The organism is Pandoraea capi (assembly GCF_902459735.1).
GTDB classification, from domain to species: domain Bacteria; phylum Pseudomonadota; class Gammaproteobacteria; order Burkholderiales; family Burkholderiaceae; genus Pandoraea; species Pandoraea capi.
In genome coordinates this window covers 76,698-91,958 of sequence record NZ_CABPRV010000015.1, presented here as the reverse complement: position 1 = coordinate 91,958, position 15,261 = coordinate 76,698, and the positions used below count along the sequence as shown (strand labels likewise).

The following is a 15,261-nucleotide window of genomic DNA, read 5'->3' as shown; positions in this document are numbered from 1 at the left end:
CGAGTTCAATCGCATGAATTATCCTCACCCGATCATCGCCCGCGAGGGCTGGCCCTTCCTGGGTATCGCCGTCGCCGTTGCGCTCGTCGTGCATTTCATGGCTGGCGTGTTTTGGGCCGCGCCGTTCTGGGTGATCGCCCTGTTCGTACTGCAGTTCTTCCGCGATCCGCCGCGTGAAGTGCCCCAGCAGGCCGGTGCCGTGCTGTCCCCGGCAGACGGTCGCATCGTGGCCATCGAAACCACGCAGGACCCCTATGCAGGCCGTGAAGCGCTGAAGATCAGCGTGTTCATGAACGTCTTCAATGTCCACTCGAATCGTGCGCCGGTTGACGGCACGGTGACCAAGGTGGAATATTTCCCGGGCCGCTTCTTCAACGCCGATCTGGACAAGGCATCGCTCGAGAACGAGCGTAATGCGCTGGTGATCGACGTCGGTGGCCAGATCGTCACGAGCGTGCAGGTCGCCGGTCTGATTGCGCGCCGTATCCTGTGCTACGTGAAGGCGGGCGACCGTCTCTCGCGCGGCCAGCGCTACGGCTTCATTCGCTTCGGTTCGCGTGTCGACGTGTACCTGCCGCTCGGTTCGCGTCCGCGCGTGGCCATTGGCGACAAGGTGTCCGCCACCTCGACGATCCTCGCCGAGCTGTAAGCTGCGCCTGACTGCATCAGGGCCGTCGGCGGCGGTGTGACACGGGGTCGCACGTCGCCGCATCGTCGCGTCGGGGCTCGTATCCTGAGCGTGATGACGAAACGGCCTGCAACTGCTTTCGCTTTTCGCGTTCCAATAGCGGTGATCCGTCGCGGGTTCGCCCGCAGTCTTGGGGTCAGTGAGTCGACCCTAGCATCGTCAAGGAGTTACAGATGCCGGAAAACCATCGCGGCCGCTTGCGCAACAATGTCAGGCATCTCTCGCCGTTCGGCCGTCACAAGAATCCCTCAGAGCCATCGATGAACGAAGACCACGATCCGGGTGTGGACGAGGACCTGCCGGTGCGCCCGCGCAATCGCGGCATCTATCTGCTGCCCAACGCTTTCACGACTGCCGCGCTGTTCTGCGGCTTCTTCGCCATCGTCCAGGCGATGAACGACCGCTTCGAGCAAGCCGCCATCGCGATCTTTTTCGCGATGGTGCTCGACGGCATGGACGGGCGCGTTGCCCGCATGACCAATACGCAGAGCGCCTTTGGCGAACAATACGATTCGCTCTCGGACATGACGTCGTTCGGCGTAGCGCCGGCGCTGGTGATGTACGAGTGGATTCTGCATGAGATCGGCAAGTGGGGATGGCTCGCGGCGTTCGTCTACGTTGCGGGCGCGGCGCTGCGTCTGGCCCGTTTCAATACGAACATCGGCGTGGTCGACAAGCGCTTCTTCCAGGGGCTGGCCAGCCCGGCGGCGGCGGCGCTCATTGCCGGCTTCGTCTGGATTACGATCGACAACAAGTTGCCGGTCAACGTGTTCTGGATGCCGTGGGTGGCGTTTTTCCTGACGATTTACGCCGGGATGTCCATGGTCTCGAATGCGCCGTTCTACAGCGGCAAGGCGCTGGACGTGCGCCAGCGCGTGTCGTTCGGCGTGGTGCTGCTGTTCATGGTCGGCTTTATTCTGGTGTCGTCCGACCCGCCGCTGGTGCTTTTCGGCATGTTCTGCCTGTACAGCATTTCGGGCTACGTGCTGTGGGCGTTCCGCTTCCTGAAGGGCCGCCGGCAGCGGATCTTCGGTGAGGTCGACGAGTAAATCGGTCAATACAAGGGGCGTATGAGTACGCCCCCTTGTCACATCTACCTGTCAGAGTTGTCAGGTATTACGCCATCGGAATGTTCTACTCTTGACGATGGCGGCATCGAAGTACCCCCTGTGGCCCGGTCCGCGAGGCAATGCATGTGTGACCCGGCGCCGTTTCCGTAGGTCAATGTGACGAAGGAGAAATCATGGGCATTCTGGACTTCGTGAAGGAAGCTGGCGAAGCGCTTCTCGGCAAGGCGCAGGCGGCTGAGCCGCCGCCTCCCGGCCCCGATGCCGACGCGGCCAATCGTGCGGCAGGTGAAGCCATCGAGAAGTACATCGGCAGCCAGGGGCTGAGTGCGACGGCGCTCAGTGTCGAGTTCGACGGCGCAACACGCACGGCAACGGCGCGTGGCGTGGCGCCGGATCAGGCGACCAAGGAAAAGATCCTGCTGTGCTGTGGCAACGTCAAGGGCGTCGAGAAGGTGAACGACCAGATGTCCGTCTCGACCGCCTCCGCCGAGGCGAACTACTACACGGTCAAATCGGGCGACACGCTTTCGGCGATCTCCAAGGCGCAATACGGTGACGCCAACAAGTACAACGCCATCTTCGAGGCCAACAAGCCGATGCTTTCCAGCCCGGACAAGATTTACCCTGGGCAGGTGCTGCGGATCCCGCCGCTCTGATTCGTCGGCGGCGGCGTCATCGCGATCAGCCCGGCTTCGGCCGGGCTTCGTCGTTTTGGGCGGGAACACCGCGCGGGGCGCGTCGTCGCCTGCAAACGCCCGTGCGCATGGGCGTTGCCGGCGATTCCCCGCGTTGCGAAAACCCCCGATTGCGACTATATTGGCGCTCATGATTTCAGGCGCCACCCCGGCTCCGGGCCTTCCTCACGCAACGCCACCGCTATGCCGTTTTTCCGCCTTCGGGCCGGCCATGCCTGCGCGCGTGGCGCGCTGATTCCCTCCCGGTAGTTGCCCGCCTCAGCGGCCGTGTGCGTGTTTGCGCGCAGGCGCTGCCGCCAGACATCAAGAACAATCCCTACGAGATCCCCACAGGAGCAAATCATGGCCGACAAGCTGATCATTTTCGACACGACCCTGCGCGACGGTGAGCAGTCGCCGGGCGCGTCGATGACGCGCGACGAGAAGATCCGCATCGCCCGCCAACTGGAGCGTTTGCGCGTGGACGTCATCGAAGCCGGCTTCGCCGCCAGCTCGAACGGTGACTTCGAATCGATTCGGGCCATCGCCGGCATCGTCAAGGACAGCACCGTGTGCTCGCTGGCCCGTGCCAACGACCGCGATATTGCCCGCGCCGCCGAAGCGCTCAAGGGGGCGAATTCGTCGCGTATCCACACGTTCATCGCCACGTCGCCGCTGCACATGGAGAAGAAGCTGCGCATGACGCCTGATCAGGTGTTCGAGCAGGCGAAGCTCGCGGTGCGCTATGCGCGTCAGTTCACGGACAACATCGAGTTCTCGCCGGAAGACGGCAGCCGCTCGGATCTGGATTTCCTGTGCCGTGTGCTCGAAGCCGTGATCAACGAAGGCGCGACGACCATCAACGTGGCCGATACCGTCGGCTATGGCGTGCCGGAGCTCTACGGTCAACTGGTGCGTACGCTGCGCGAGCGCGTGCCCAACTCGGACAAGGCGGTCTGGTCGGTTCACTGCCACAACGACCTCGGCATTGCCGTAGCGAACTCGCTGGCCGGCGTACAGCTGGGCGGCGCGCGTCAGATCGAGTGCACGATCAACGGTCTGGGCGAGCGCGCGGGTAACACGTCGCTCGAAGAAGTCGTGATGGCGCTCAAGACCCGCAAGGATTACTTCGGTCTGGATCTGGGCATCGACACGACGCAAATCGTGCCTGCCTCGAAGCTCGTCTCGCAGATCACCGGTTTCAACGTGCAGCCGAACAAGGCGGTCGTGGGGGCGAATGCCTTCGCCCACGCGTCGGGCATCCACCAGGACGGCGTGCTCAAGGCGCGCGACACCTACGAAATCATGCGCGCGGAAGATGTGGGCTGGACCGCGAACAAGATCGTGCTGGGCAAGCTCTCGGGCCGCAATGCGTTCAAGCAGCGCTTGCAGGAACTGGGCATCGAGATGGAGTCGGAACAGGACGTGAATGCCGCGTTCGCCCGCTTCAAGGAACTCGCCGACCAGAAGGCCGAGATTTTCGACGAAGACATTCTGGCGATCGTCTCGAACGAAGCGCAGGCCGAAGGCGGCGAGCACTTCTACCTCGTGTCGATGGCCCAGCATTCGGAGACGGGCGAGCGCCCGAGCGCACGCGTGGTGTTCACCGCACAGGGCAAGGAACTGGTCGGCGAGTCAGACGGCAACGGTCCGGTCGACGCGGTGCTCAACGCCATCGAATCGCAGGTCCAGAGCGGCGCCGAGCAACTGCTGTATTCGGTCAATGCCATCACGACGGGTACGCAATCGCAAGGCGAAGTGACGGTGCGTCTGTCGAAGGCGGGTCGTATCGTGAACGGCGTCGGCACGGATCCGGACATCGTCGCCGCATCGGCCAAGGCTTATCTCTCGGCGCTCAACAAGCTGTACTCGAAGGCCGAGAAGCTCAACCCGCAACTCACGCCGTAATGGGGGCGGTACAACGCATCTGTGTTGTACCGTCAGAGGCCTCTTTCGTCGACAAGCCGATGAGTTCGGTGAAGTTGACGTAAGCTGGGGCAGCCGCCAGAAGTCGATGGAACCCGCCGCAAGCGCTCGCACTCTGCTCGTCAGGGGCGAGCGCTTTTGCTATTTCAACGCCGGATGGCGAGGGCCGTGCGCCTCCTGGTCATGACCTTGAGCGAGCGTGCGGGCTGCAACCGCTGTGCAGCGCTGGGCCGTGGCGTGATGGGTTTCGCAGCGGCCTGCCAGCCGGTGTTGCTGACTGGCAGGCCGGCGTGCATGCCGACGGGCGGTGGGTTACTGGCCGTGGTAGATGTTATCGAGGTGCGGAATGCCGCGATAAACACGTTGCATCGCGCCCGACGCCGAGACGGTGTCGCCCGTCGCGACGCCGGTGACGCTCGTGGCATTCGTGTTGTTTGCGTCACTGCTGCCCGATGCGGCGCGATTCCGCGACTGGCGTGCGAGCTCGGCGTTTGCCATCTGAATGTTCGCCGGATAGCGCGTGTTGTCGCTGGCAAAGGTGTACCCCACATCGTGCAGAGCCTTGAGTTCGGCACGGACTTCCGCACGCGTTTTTCCGGCTTGCGGTGCAGCGATGGCGACGCTCGAAGCGGCGATGAGGATGGCGGTCGTGGTGGCGAGGATGGACGTGTTCATGGTGGGTATCTCCAAAAGTGCAATAGGACAAAAGGTTCCGATCAAGCAGCGCGTTGGCTACCGATCGCACCGATTAGTCGTACGGAGATGCCGGATATGACAGCGAGATGCAAAAAAATTTTTAGAAGGGTGCCGCGTTGCTTGTCGACGTTGCGCCGACGTCGCTTTGACCCGACACGATGCGCGTGGCAAGACGCAGCGTCGCGAGTTGCGACGCATAGGCCCGGCATCCACGGCAAGCGAGTAGATGGACCCGCAGGCGAACGCGCTGGCCTCGCGTGAGCGGCCGGTCGAGTTGCTCGGAGATCGAACGAGTGGCGGTGGTGCAGTTACCCAATAGCATCGTTCGTCTCCAGCCCTTTGGCTGACAGGCAGGTGCGCATGCGAGTGCGCGCACGGTAAAGCAGCGCGCTGCAATGGTTGGCTTCCAGTCCGAGTTCCTGGCAGATTTCGGTGATGTCCATTTCGAGCAACTCGCGCATCGAGAACACACGACCGGTGGATTCGGGCAACGCGTTCAGACACCAGTCGAACATTGCCTGAACTGCTGCCGGGCGACGAGCGTCTCCGGGCGTGGCCACGGTCGCGGGCGTGTGTGCTCCGTCCAGTGCCCGCTGTCGTTGAACAGTTCGCGGTCGAAGACGGAGTCGTCGCCGGCCTCACCCTCCAGGGCAGACGCGTTGATAGTGCGACGTCGCGCCCGCATCATGTCGATGAGCTTGTTTCGCAAAATCGCGAATACCCACGTTTTGTGCTGAGCGCGTCCCGAGAACGCATCCGACGACAGGCAGGCCGCCGTCAGGGCGTCCTGAACGACATCTTCAGCGAGATGATCGTCTCGCAACTGAAGCCGGGCGAAGCGCAGCAGGTCGCGGCGCAAGTGGGCCAGATAGGCGGGGTCGAGAGGGGAATTCGCGGGGATAGGGCGCTCTCCTGTGCTCAGAACATGTTGTTATCCCGTTTCTCGTGCAGCGGATCCGGGCTGATTTGCGTGGTCTGGACGATGCCGTCCGGATCGAAGTAGAAGTTCATCATCGAAAACCACACGTCGTCCTGCTTGAACCGGTACGTCCAGACTTCGCGTTTCATCAGCGGGAATGCCGATGTCTCGACAGGCTCGCCGAAGTGATGCAGGACATCCGTTTTCGTCCACTTGCCGACTTCGACCTTGTTGAACTCGGTCGTCGAGAGCACCTGGGCCGTGCCCAGCAGACGGCCCTGTGCGTCGAAGTCGGCGGCGATCGTTTCTTCACCGAACGGCTTCGTCGGATACAGCCAGCGCGTGATGCCCGGCGCCAGCGGGTAGACCTCCTTCGGCTTGCCGAGCTGCGCCTGCACATCGGCTTGCGATGCCATCGGCGTCAGCGTTTGCCAGGCGGGCGTATAGCACCCGGTCAGGCCCGCGGTGAGCGAGAGCGCCAGCGCACCCGCGCTCAGCCAGCGCACGGGGGCGCTCGCCCCGATGCGCCGGTTCCGGTGGGGGCGTGCCGTGCCGGAAGGGTCGATAGTCGACGCTTTCGAAGGAACAAAGCGGGTGTGAGTACGATACGTCATGGTGGCCCTCGTGGTCGTGGGGAATGGCCCAAAAAGCAGTGCGATGGTGGTGCGGGAACCGGGCACTGGTTGTATTTGGCTAGGATAACGCCCCTGTTCCTTATCGTGGGGGCGCTCGGCTTGCCCGGGGCAGGCGTGGCAGTTATGATTCGCGCCGGGACAGTCCTAGAGGCCTCGATGAAATCTCAAGTCTTGCTTTCGCGTATCTGTGCCGTGGTTTGCACTTTCGGCCTGCTGGCCGCTGCCAGCGTGGCGCATGCGGCGCCGCCGATTCGCCTTGCGCTCATCGAAGGGATGAGCGGGCCGTTCGGTAACGCCGGGGCGATGGTCGAGCGTAATCTGCGGTTCGCCATCGATCGCGTGAATGCGCGGGGTGGCGTGAAGTTGCGCGACGGCGCCCATCCGCTGGAACTGACGGTATTCGACAGCAAAGGGGCGGTCGAGGACAGCCTCGTCCAGCTCAAGGCGGCGGGTGACCTTGGCATTCCGTTTGTGCTCCAGGGTAACAGTTCGGCGGTAGCGTCGGCGCTGATCGATGCCATCAACAAACGCAACGCGCGTGAGCCGGGGCAGCGCATGCTGTTCTTCAACTACTCGGCCGTGGACACCGCGCTGACCAACGAGCAGTGCAGCTTCTGGCATTTCGCGTTCGACGCCAATGCCGCCATGCGCATGCAGGCGCTCACCGAAGCCATCAAGGTCGACGACAGCATTCAGAAGATCTATCTGCTCAATCAGGACTACAGCTTCGGGCGTCAGGTCGCCGGGCTGGCGCGTCAGATGATCGGGTCGAAGCGTCCCGATGTGCAGATCGTGGGCGAGCAGTTCAGCCCGGTCGGCAGAGTGAAGGATTTCACGCCATATCTGGCGCGTATCCGGGCGTCAGGGGCCGATACGGTCGTCACCGGAAGCTGGGGCAACGATCTGACGTTGCTCGTGAAGGCGGCACGCGAGCAGGGGATGGAGCTCAAGTTCTACACGTTCTACGGCAATGCGCTGGGGGCGCCGGCGGCGCTGGGCGATGCGGGCGTAGGGCGGGTGTACGCCGTCGCCGAATGGCATCCGAACGTGGGGGGCGAGGCGTCTGACGCGTATTACAAGGCGTTCCGGGCACGCTATCCGGAGGCACGCGACGACTATCCGTTGCTGCGCATGAGCGTGATGATCGACATGATTGCCGCCGCGCTGGAGCAGGCGGGCACGACCGACGTGACGACGGTGGCGCGCGCGCTCGAGAATCGCCGGGTCCGCGAGGCGCCGGCCGATGCGTGGATGCGGGCGAACGACCACCAGATGATCGAACCGCTGTACGTGTCGGTGATGCGTCGTGCGGGCGAACCGGGGGTGAAATTCGACAACGAGGGCTCGGGCTATGGCTTCCGGACCGTCATGGAACTGCCCGCGAACAAGGTGGCGCTGCCGAGTACCTGCCGGATGGCGCGTCAGCGCTGATCGGGGGCGTGGCCTCCCGGTTAAGCGGCAAACCGTCGATTTGTCGTGAATTTCGGGATAATCCGGGGGGATTTTTAAAGATTGTTCTTGGGGTTTCCCGGATTGCAAGGCCTTGATAGCGCCTTGCGCCCCGTCTGCTGCGGCACAGCGTGGAAAAAAGTGGCGTCGTAAAGCCAGTTCCCGTATAATCGCGCACTTGCAGTTTTGTTTATGTACGGCAACGTACATGTTTTTGTAAGTTCACGGCACGGCCATTCTTCCGTGACCGCGTGTATCCAAAGGAAAGAAAATGTCGAACGCAGATATCAAGAAGTCGGACGTCGTGGCGCAATTCGCCCGCGCCGCCAATGACACCGGCTCCCCCGAAGTTCAGGTTGCGCTGCTGACCACGCGCATCAACGAACTGACCCCGCACTTCAAGGCACACATGAAGGATCACCACAGCCGCCGCGGTCTGCTGCGCATGGTGAGCCGTCGTCGTAAGCTGCTCGACTACCTCAAGGGCAAGGATGCAGACCGCTACCGCGCCCTGATCGAGAAGCTGGGCCTGCGTAAGTAAGCGATTACGATTACGACAAGATGCCTGTATCAGCGTGCTGATGCAGGCATTTTGTTTTTGGGCGGTGCCCGATCGATGTCCTGAGCGCAGGTTCGGGGCGTGTCGATCCGGTGATTGTCGCGGGCTTCGGTGACGATAACGGTCACGCAAACGCTCGCGAAATGCCCGTCTGATTGTCCGGTATTACCCAGTTTATGGGGCCTCGTCGGCAAGCAGGGCTTGTGTCATTCCAGGGTCGTCTCAGCGCAAGCGGTCGCACTGAGCACCGGACTACGCTGGAATGGCATAACACTCCCCCCTGTAAGACGTCGGGATCACCCCGGCAGCGATATCGCGCCGCTGCTGCATTCGCGCGATTCGATATAGGAGTGCAAATGTTCAATAAAGTCGTCAAGTCTTTCCAATGGGGACAAAACACGGTTCGTATGGAGACCGGTGAGATTGCTCGCCAGGCATCCGGCGCCGTGCTCGTCGACATGGACGATACCGTCGTGCTCGCCACGGTCGTGGGCGCGAAGAAGGCCAAGGCTGGCCAGGATTTCTTCCCGCTGACCGTCGACTATCTGGAAAAGACTTACGCCGCCGGCAAGATCCCGGGTGGCTTCTTCAAGCGTGAAGGCCGTCCGTCGGAAAACGAAACGCTGACGTCGCGCCTGATCGATCGTCCGATTCGTCCGCTGTTCCCGGAAGGCTTCTACAACGAAGTCCAGGTCGTGGTGCAGGTCGTCTCGCTGAACCCGGAAGTGCCGGCCGACATTCCGGCCCTGATCGGCGCATCGGCCGCGCTCGCCATCTCGGGTCTGCCGTTCAACGGCCCGGTCGGCGCCGCACGCGTTGCTTACGTCGACAGCCAGTACGTGCTGAACCCGTCGCGTGAGCAGATCGCCAAGTCGAAGCTCGACCTGGTCGTCGCCGGCACGGAACAAGCCGTGCTGATGGTGGAATCGGAAGCCCAGGAGCTGCCGGAAGACGTGATGCTCGGCGCCGTGGTGTTCGGCCATGAGCAAATGCAAACGGCCATCAACGCCATTCACGATCTCGTGCGTGACGGCGGCAAGCCGGAGTGGGACTGGGCGCCGGCCGCCAAGAACGATGCGCTGATCGCACAAGTGAGCGAGCTGGCCGAAGGCTCGCTGCGCACCGCTTATCAAACGCGTGAAAAGCAAGCGCGTACGCAACAACTGCGTACCGTGAGCACGGACGTCATCGCCAAGCTGGGCGAAGCGGCTGCCGCCAAGGGCGAAGCTGCGCCGGACGACATCGAAGTCGGCAACATCCTGTTCGATCTGGAAGCCAAGATCGTGCGTAGCCAGATCCTGGCTGGCGAGCCGCGTATCGACGGCCGCGACACGCGCACCGTGCGTCCGATCTCGATCCGCACCGGCGTGCTGCCGCGTGCTCACGGCTCGGCCCTGTTCACGCGTGGTGAGACGCAGGCCCTCGTGGTTGCCACGCTGGGTACCAAGAGCGACGAGCAGATCATCGACGCGCTGCAAGGCGAGTACCGTGATCGCTTCATGCTGCACTACAACTTCCCGCCGTTCTCGACGGGTGAAACCGGCCGCGTGGGCTCGCCCAAGCGTCGCGAAATCGGTCACGGCCGTCTGGCCAAGCGCGCACTGGTGGCTTGCCTGCCGGGCGCCGACGATTTCGGCTACACCGTGCGTGTCGTGTCGGAAATCACCGAATCGAACGGTTCGTCGTCGATGGCTTCGGTCTGCGGCGGTAGCCTCGCCATGATGGACGCCGGTGTGCCGATGACCTCGCCGGTCGCCGGTATCGCGATGGGCCTGATCCTCGACGGCAACAAGTTTGCCGTGCTGACCGATATTCTCGGCGACGAAGATCACCTGGGCGACATGGACTTCAAGGTGGCGGGTACGTCGAATGGCGTGACCGCACTGCAGATGGACATCAAGATCCAGGGCATCACGAAGGAAATCATGCAGGTCGCGCTGGCGCAAGCCAAGGAAGGCCGCCTGCACATCCTCGCCAAGATGACGGAAGCGCAGTCGGGCGTTCGTACCGAGCTGTCGGAATTCGCGCCGCGCATGGTCACCATCAAGATCAATCCGGAAAAGATCCGCGACGTGATCGGCAAGGGTGGCTCGGTGATTCGCGCGCTGACGGAAGAGACGGGCACGAGCATCGACATTTCGGACGATGGTGTGGTCACCATCGCCAGCCCGAGCGCCGAAGGCATTGCCGAAGCCAAGCGTCGTATCGAACTGATCACCGTGGAAGTCGAAGTGGGTCAGGTCTACGATGGCACCGTGCTCAAGCTGCTCGAGTTCGGCGCGATCGTCTCGGTGCTGCCGGGTAAGGACGGTCTGCTGCACATCTCGGAAATCGCCAACGAGCGTATCAAGGACATCAACGAGTACGTCAAGGAAGGTCAGGCCGTGCGCGTGAAGGTGATCCAGCAGGACGACAAGGGTCGTCTGCGTCTGTCGCACAAGGCGCTGACCGATGAAGAGAAGCAAGGTGGTCCGCTGCTCGTCAAGCGTGAAGGCGACGCCCAGTAAGCAGGGTATCGGCATGACGCAAGGCGGTGCGTAGCTGCACCGCCATTGCCGAAAGCAAAACGGCGACTCGAATGAGTCGCCGTTTTTTCATCTTTCGCACGGATTCGCAAAATAATGCGGAAAAAATGCGGGAAGGGTATTTACAGGAAATGGGTTTGTCATTAGAATCTCATTTCTCTGTTCGGGGGGGTATAGCTCAGCTGGGAGAGCGCTTGCATGGCATGCAAGAGGTCAGCGGTTCGATCCCGCTTACCTCCACCACGGATTCAGAAGCTTGATTTTCAAGCTGCGTCGAAACAGCAAGATTCTTGCAAAAACGATGCAAAAAACTTGAAAATAAAGCTTCACAAGCGAAGAAATGTTGTTTAGAATAGCGTTCTTCGCGAAATGCAGTAAGCGGTTAGCGAAACAGACAAAGTTTTGACGATTTTGTCCCCTTCGTCTAGAGGCCTAGGACATCACCCTTTCACGGTGAGTACAGGGGTTCGAATCCCCTAGGGGACGCCAGAATTGGTGCCGGTAGCGAGTCGGTATCAGTTTGAAAATGCCAAGCAGTTAGTGGCGTAAAGCCCGCTGAAAGTTAGGCGGGTTTTTTTGTCGGTTTTGGAGCGGTAGTTCAGTTGGTTAGAATACCGGCCTGTCACGCCGGGGGTCGCGGGTTCGAGCCCCGTCCGCTCCGCCAAAACCTACGAAGTTCGGTGATATGCGCGTGAAAACGCAGCAATGCCGAGCAACTAGCAGGAAAGCAAAGTGAGTGACATCGCGATGCTGTAGCAAGTTTGGAGCGGTAGTTCAGTTGGTTAGAATACCGGCCTGTCACGCCGGGGGTCGCGGGTTCGAGCCCCGTCCGCTCCGCCAAACGAAGAAAGCCCAGGCTTAACCGCCTGGGCTTTTTTTATGTCTGTCGCAAATCTGTTTGTTGCGCCGCTTTATCGATGTCCTGCAACGGGGCTATTCGGGTGCTTCAATATCGATTTTTCCCTCAGTGATTCGATCTCAAGGTGGCTTGCGGATTTTTCGCGCAATCTATGAAAAATTCGTAGATCGCGCGCATTGCGACTTCCTGCTGACAGGGCGGCTGGATTTTTGCGCCAACTCGCCCTGAATTCAACATGCCGTGCCTCGATCACCGCACGAGGCAGGGGCGCTTCGGATCGAATTTCCAGTCGGGGATCAGGTATTGCATGGCGACGCTGTCATCGCGCGCACCCAGACCATGTTCCAGATAAAGCGCGTGAGCCGCTTCGACAGCCTCCATGTCCAGCGTGACACCCAACCCCGGTGTCGTCGGCACCTGAACGTTGCCGTCGACGATGCGAAGGGGATTACGTGTGAGGTACTGGCCATCCTGCCAGATCCAGTGTGTGTCGATCGCAGTGATCTTGCCGGGCGCCGCCGCGGCGACGTGAGTGAACATCGCGAGCGAAACGTCGAAGTGATTGTTCGAGTGCGAGCCCCATGTCAGTCCCCACTCATGGCACATCTGGGCGACGCGCACCGAACCCTGCATCGTCCAGAAATGCGGGTCTGCCAGCGGGATGTCGACCGACTGAAGCTGAATCGCGTGGCCCATCTGACGCCAGTCCGTCGCGATCATGTTGGTGGCCGTCGGCAGGCCCGTCGCGCGACGGAATTCGGCCATGACTTCGCGTCCCGAGTACCCGTTTTCTGCGCCGCAGGGATCTTCGGCATACGCGAGCACATCATGCTGGTCGCGGCACAGGCGCACCGCTTCTGCGAGCGACCATGCGCCGTTCGGGTCCAGTGTGACCCGAGCTTGCGGGAAGCGTTTGGCGAGCGCGGTGACGGCCTCGATCTCGGCATCGCCTTCGAGTACGCCGCCCTTGAGCTTGAAGTCCTGAAAGCCGTATCGCGCGTGGGCGGCTTCCGCCAGACGAACGACTGCGTCGGGGGTCATGGCGACTTCGGTACGAACGCGCTCCCAATCGTCTCTGGCACCTCGGTTGTCTGCGTAAGCGAGATCGGTCGCCTGTCGGTCTCCAATGAAGAAGAGGTAGCCGAGCATCGCGACTTCGCTGCGCTGCTGCCCCTCGCCAAGCAGTGCGGCGACCGGCACTTCCAGATGTTGACCGAGCAGATCGAGCAAGGCGGCTTCGAGCGCGGTCACGGCGTGGATCGTGGTACGCAGATCGAAGGTTTGCAGGCCGCGTCCGCCGGCATCGCGGTCGGCGAACGCACGACGGGTCTGACCGAGGATTGTCTGAATGTTCGCGACCGATTGTCCGACGACGTAGGGGCGTGCGTCTTCCAGCGTCTTGCGAATCGATTCTCCGCCGGGGACTTCGCCAACGCCGGTGTGTCCGGCGCTGTCCTGGAGGATGACGAGGTTACGCGTGAAGAAGGGGCCGTGCGCGCCGCTCAGATTCAGCAGCATGCTGTCGCGGCCGGCGACGGGAACAACGCGCAATTCGGTGACGATGGGGGTTCGGCTCATGGCAGGGAACGTTGATCAGACCAAAGGGAACGAAGCGTCAGACATACATTGTTGTATGTCGTCAGACAACATTCTATGAAAAGTTCAGTGCGTTGCCTTTTCGGGTATACCCGTTTCGCGATGACCACGTCGTCATGAAGACATTGTGGGTTAAGGGATTTGGCCGTGTAGGTGTCTGATGCCAGCCGGGCTAGAAGGGGGCTGGCATATCGCTTTGCGATTGTTATCGTACAACCATCGATGACGAGGAAGGGCGGGTACTACGTTGCAAGTACCGTCCGGCGTGTGCGCGTCGCTCAATACTCAACGTGCCTTCGCGTGAACGACCCAGCGCAGATACATCAGCAGCCCGACGGCGGCGACCGCAACGCTGGCACTGTTGGCCGCCCAGAAGCCCGTTGCACCGTGCAGCCAGGCGGGGGAGACACCGCCGACGTCGAAACCCAGGACATAACCGCCGCCCAGGCCGACGCCCCACAAGGACACGGCATAGATGACCGTCGGCACGACCGCCACCTTCCATGCGCGAAGTACGAAGACAGCGTTGACCTGAAGCGCATCGAAGATGTGATAAACGGCGACGATGGCGAGCAGCGGCGTGGTGACGGCGGCGACCAGCGGATCGGCGGTATAGGCGGCGAGAACCAATGGTCGGCACAGCCACATCAGCGCAGCCATCACCAGCCCCAAAGTCCCTGCGAGCTCGACGCCCCGGCGTCCCACCAACTGCGCAGCTTTGAAGTCACGCGAGCCGATGGCCTGGGCGGTGAGTGTTGCCGTCGCGATGCCGATCGACATCGGCAGCATGTACATGAGTGCGCCGAGGTTCGCGGCGATCTGGTGGCCGGCGAGGGTGACGTCTCCCAGGCGAGCGATGAAGATCGCCATGAACGAGTACGCCGTCACTTCGATCAGGTAGCTCAGCCCCATCGGCACGCCGAGCTTCAGCAGCGCGCGGATTGCCTGCCATTGCGGCCAGCAGAACTTCGCGAAGACGCCGAACTCACGCAGCTTCGGGTGACGCGCCATGAGCGTAAGTCCCAGTCCGCACGACACCCAGTTGATGGCGGTGGTGGCGATGGCGCAGCCGGTGCTGCCCAGTGCCGGAATGCCGAACCGCTCGACGCCGTAAATCAGGGCGAGGTTCAGCGGCACCTTGAGGGCCAGTCCTGTCACCTGAATGACCATGACGATGCGTGGCTGCGCGACGGCCGTCGACAGCGACGAATACACACGAAACAGCATGGCGGCAGGCAGGCCGTACGCGAGGATGTGCAGATACGCACTTGCGCGGGCTTCGAGTTCGGGTGTCGCTTGCGAGAGACGCAGGATGAACTGTGGATGCGACAGCACCAGGAACCCCGGAATCGCGAGGAATAGCGCGAGCCAGAACGTCTGACGCACCTCTTCGCCGATCGCGGTACGCCCACCCGCGCCGTAAAGCTGTGCTGCGATGGGGGAGAGCGCGACGAGAATGCCCATCAGGCCAACGTAGACCGTGATGTAGATCGAGCCTCCGAGGGCCAGCGATGCGAGATCGAACGCGGATGCGCGTCCGACCATGGCGGTATCCATCACCCCGAAGGCGATGACGGCCAATTGACCAATCAGAACCGGCCACGCGAGTGTGGCAATGCGTTTGATGTCGTGCCACATGGTGAGGGTCGGTGACGGTGGCGAGCG

12 protein-coding genes, 4 tRNA genes and 1 pseudogene are annotated in these 15,261 nt (G+C 61.9%); 11 read left to right on the top strand and 6 right to left on the bottom strand.

All coding sequences use genetic code 11. From position 1 onward, the window contains the following. Window positions 1–13: 13 nt before the first annotated feature. The 4 genes from PCA20602_RS23860 (at window position 14) to PCA20602_RS23845 (ending at window position 4,340) form a co-directional block, all read left to right on the top strand. On the top strand, window positions 14–649 hold the full coding sequence (locus tag PCA20602_RS23860) for a phosphatidylserine decarboxylase (RefSeq protein ID WP_069343128.1): 636 nt from the start codon (window positions 14–16) through the stop codon (window positions 647–649). A 212-nt stretch (window positions 650–861) separates the two neighbouring features. Next, window positions 862–1,737, top strand: coding sequence for a CDP-diacylglycerol--serine O-phosphatidyltransferase (pssA, locus tag PCA20602_RS23855; RefSeq protein WP_069343113.1), 876 nt, complete (start codon window positions 862–864; stop codon window positions 1,735–1,737). 194 nt (window positions 1,738–1,931) lie between these two features. After that, on the top strand, window positions 1,932–2,414 hold the full coding sequence (lysM, locus tag PCA20602_RS23850; RefSeq protein WP_069343114.1) for a peptidoglycan-binding protein LysM: 483 nt from the start codon (window positions 1,932–1,934) through the stop codon (window positions 2,412–2,414). Window positions 2,415–2,795: 381 nt separating this feature from the next. Then, entirely contained in the window at window positions 2,796–4,340 is a 1,545-nt protein-coding gene (locus tag PCA20602_RS23845) for a 2-isopropylmalate synthase (RefSeq protein ID WP_150723299.1), read from the top strand. A gap of 330 nt (window positions 4,341–4,670) precedes the next feature. On the opposite strand, the gene PCA20602_RS23840 is transcribed toward PCA20602_RS23845, so the two are convergent. From PCA20602_RS23840 to PCA20602_RS23825, 4 genes and pseudogenes are all read right to left on the bottom strand, one after another. Further along, complete coding sequence (locus PCA20602_RS23840) at window positions 4,671–5,033, bottom strand: DUF4148 domain-containing protein (protein WP_150723298.1); 363 nt, start codon at window positions 5,031–5,033, stop codon at window positions 4,671–4,673. A 121-nt stretch (window positions 5,034–5,154) separates the two neighbouring features. Next, window positions 5,155–5,376, bottom strand: a complete 222-nt coding sequence (locus tag PCA20602_RS23835; RefSeq protein ID WP_150723297.1) for a zf-HC2 domain-containing protein — start codon at window positions 5,374–5,376, stop codon at window positions 5,155–5,157. Then, window positions 5,363–5,955, bottom strand: a pseudogene (locus PCA20602_RS23830) (sigma-70 family RNA polymerase sigma factor). The gene PCA20602_RS23835 and the pseudogene PCA20602_RS23830 overlap by 14 nt, the downstream one beginning before the upstream one ends. A gap of 17 nt (window positions 5,956–5,972) precedes the next feature. Then, complete coding sequence (locus PCA20602_RS23825) at window positions 5,973–6,587, bottom strand: hypothetical protein (protein WP_246182316.1); 615 nt, start codon at window positions 6,585–6,587, stop codon at window positions 5,973–5,975. A 177-nt stretch (window positions 6,588–6,764) separates the two neighbouring features. Here PCA20602_RS23825 and PCA20602_RS23820 point away from each other — a divergent pair, with 177 nt between their 5' ends. The 7 genes from PCA20602_RS23820 to PCA20602_RS23790 all read left to right on the top strand — a co-directional run bounded on the left by PCA20602_RS23820 (window position 6,765) and on the right by PCA20602_RS23790 (window position 11,981). Beyond that, a complete protein-coding gene (locus PCA20602_RS23820; RefSeq protein WP_150723296.1) occupies window positions 6,765–8,039 on the top strand; it encodes a branched-chain amino acid ABC transporter substrate-binding protein in 1,275 nt (424 codons plus the stop codon). Between the two features lie 289 nt (window positions 8,040–8,328). Then, on the top strand, window positions 8,329–8,598 hold the full coding sequence (gene rpsO / locus PCA20602_RS23815; protein WP_039397648.1) for a 30S ribosomal protein S15: 270 nt from the start codon (window positions 8,329–8,331) through the stop codon (window positions 8,596–8,598). Window positions 8,599–8,966: 368 nt separating this feature from the next. Next, complete coding sequence (pnp, locus tag PCA20602_RS23810) at window positions 8,967–11,123, top strand: polyribonucleotide nucleotidyltransferase (protein WP_150723295.1); 2,157 nt, start codon at window positions 8,967–8,969, stop codon at window positions 11,121–11,123. Between the two features lie 185 nt (window positions 11,124–11,308). After that, window positions 11,309–11,384, top strand: a tRNA-Ala gene (locus tag PCA20602_RS23805). 170 nt (window positions 11,385–11,554) lie between these two features. Next, window positions 11,555–11,630: transfer RNA gene (locus tag PCA20602_RS23800), tRNA-Glu, on the top strand. A gap of 98 nt (window positions 11,631–11,728) precedes the next feature. Continuing rightward, window positions 11,729–11,805: transfer RNA gene (locus PCA20602_RS23795), tRNA-Asp, on the top strand. Between the two features lie 99 nt (window positions 11,806–11,904). After that, window positions 11,905–11,981 (top strand) — tRNA-Asp (locus PCA20602_RS23790). A gap of 268 nt (window positions 11,982–12,249) precedes the next feature. Here PCA20602_RS23790 and gudD read toward each other — a convergent pair. Both gudD and PCA20602_RS23780 read right to left on the bottom strand, forming a co-directional pair. Next, a complete protein-coding gene (gudD, locus tag PCA20602_RS23785) occupies window positions 12,250–13,578 on the bottom strand; it encodes a glucarate dehydratase (protein WP_150723294.1) in 1,329 nt (442 codons plus the stop codon). Between the two features lie 303 nt (window positions 13,579–13,881). Next, entirely contained in the window at window positions 13,882–15,234 is a 1,353-nt protein-coding gene (locus PCA20602_RS23780) for an MATE family efflux transporter (RefSeq protein ID WP_150723293.1), read from the bottom strand. Window positions 15,235–15,261 lie beyond the last annotated feature (27 nt).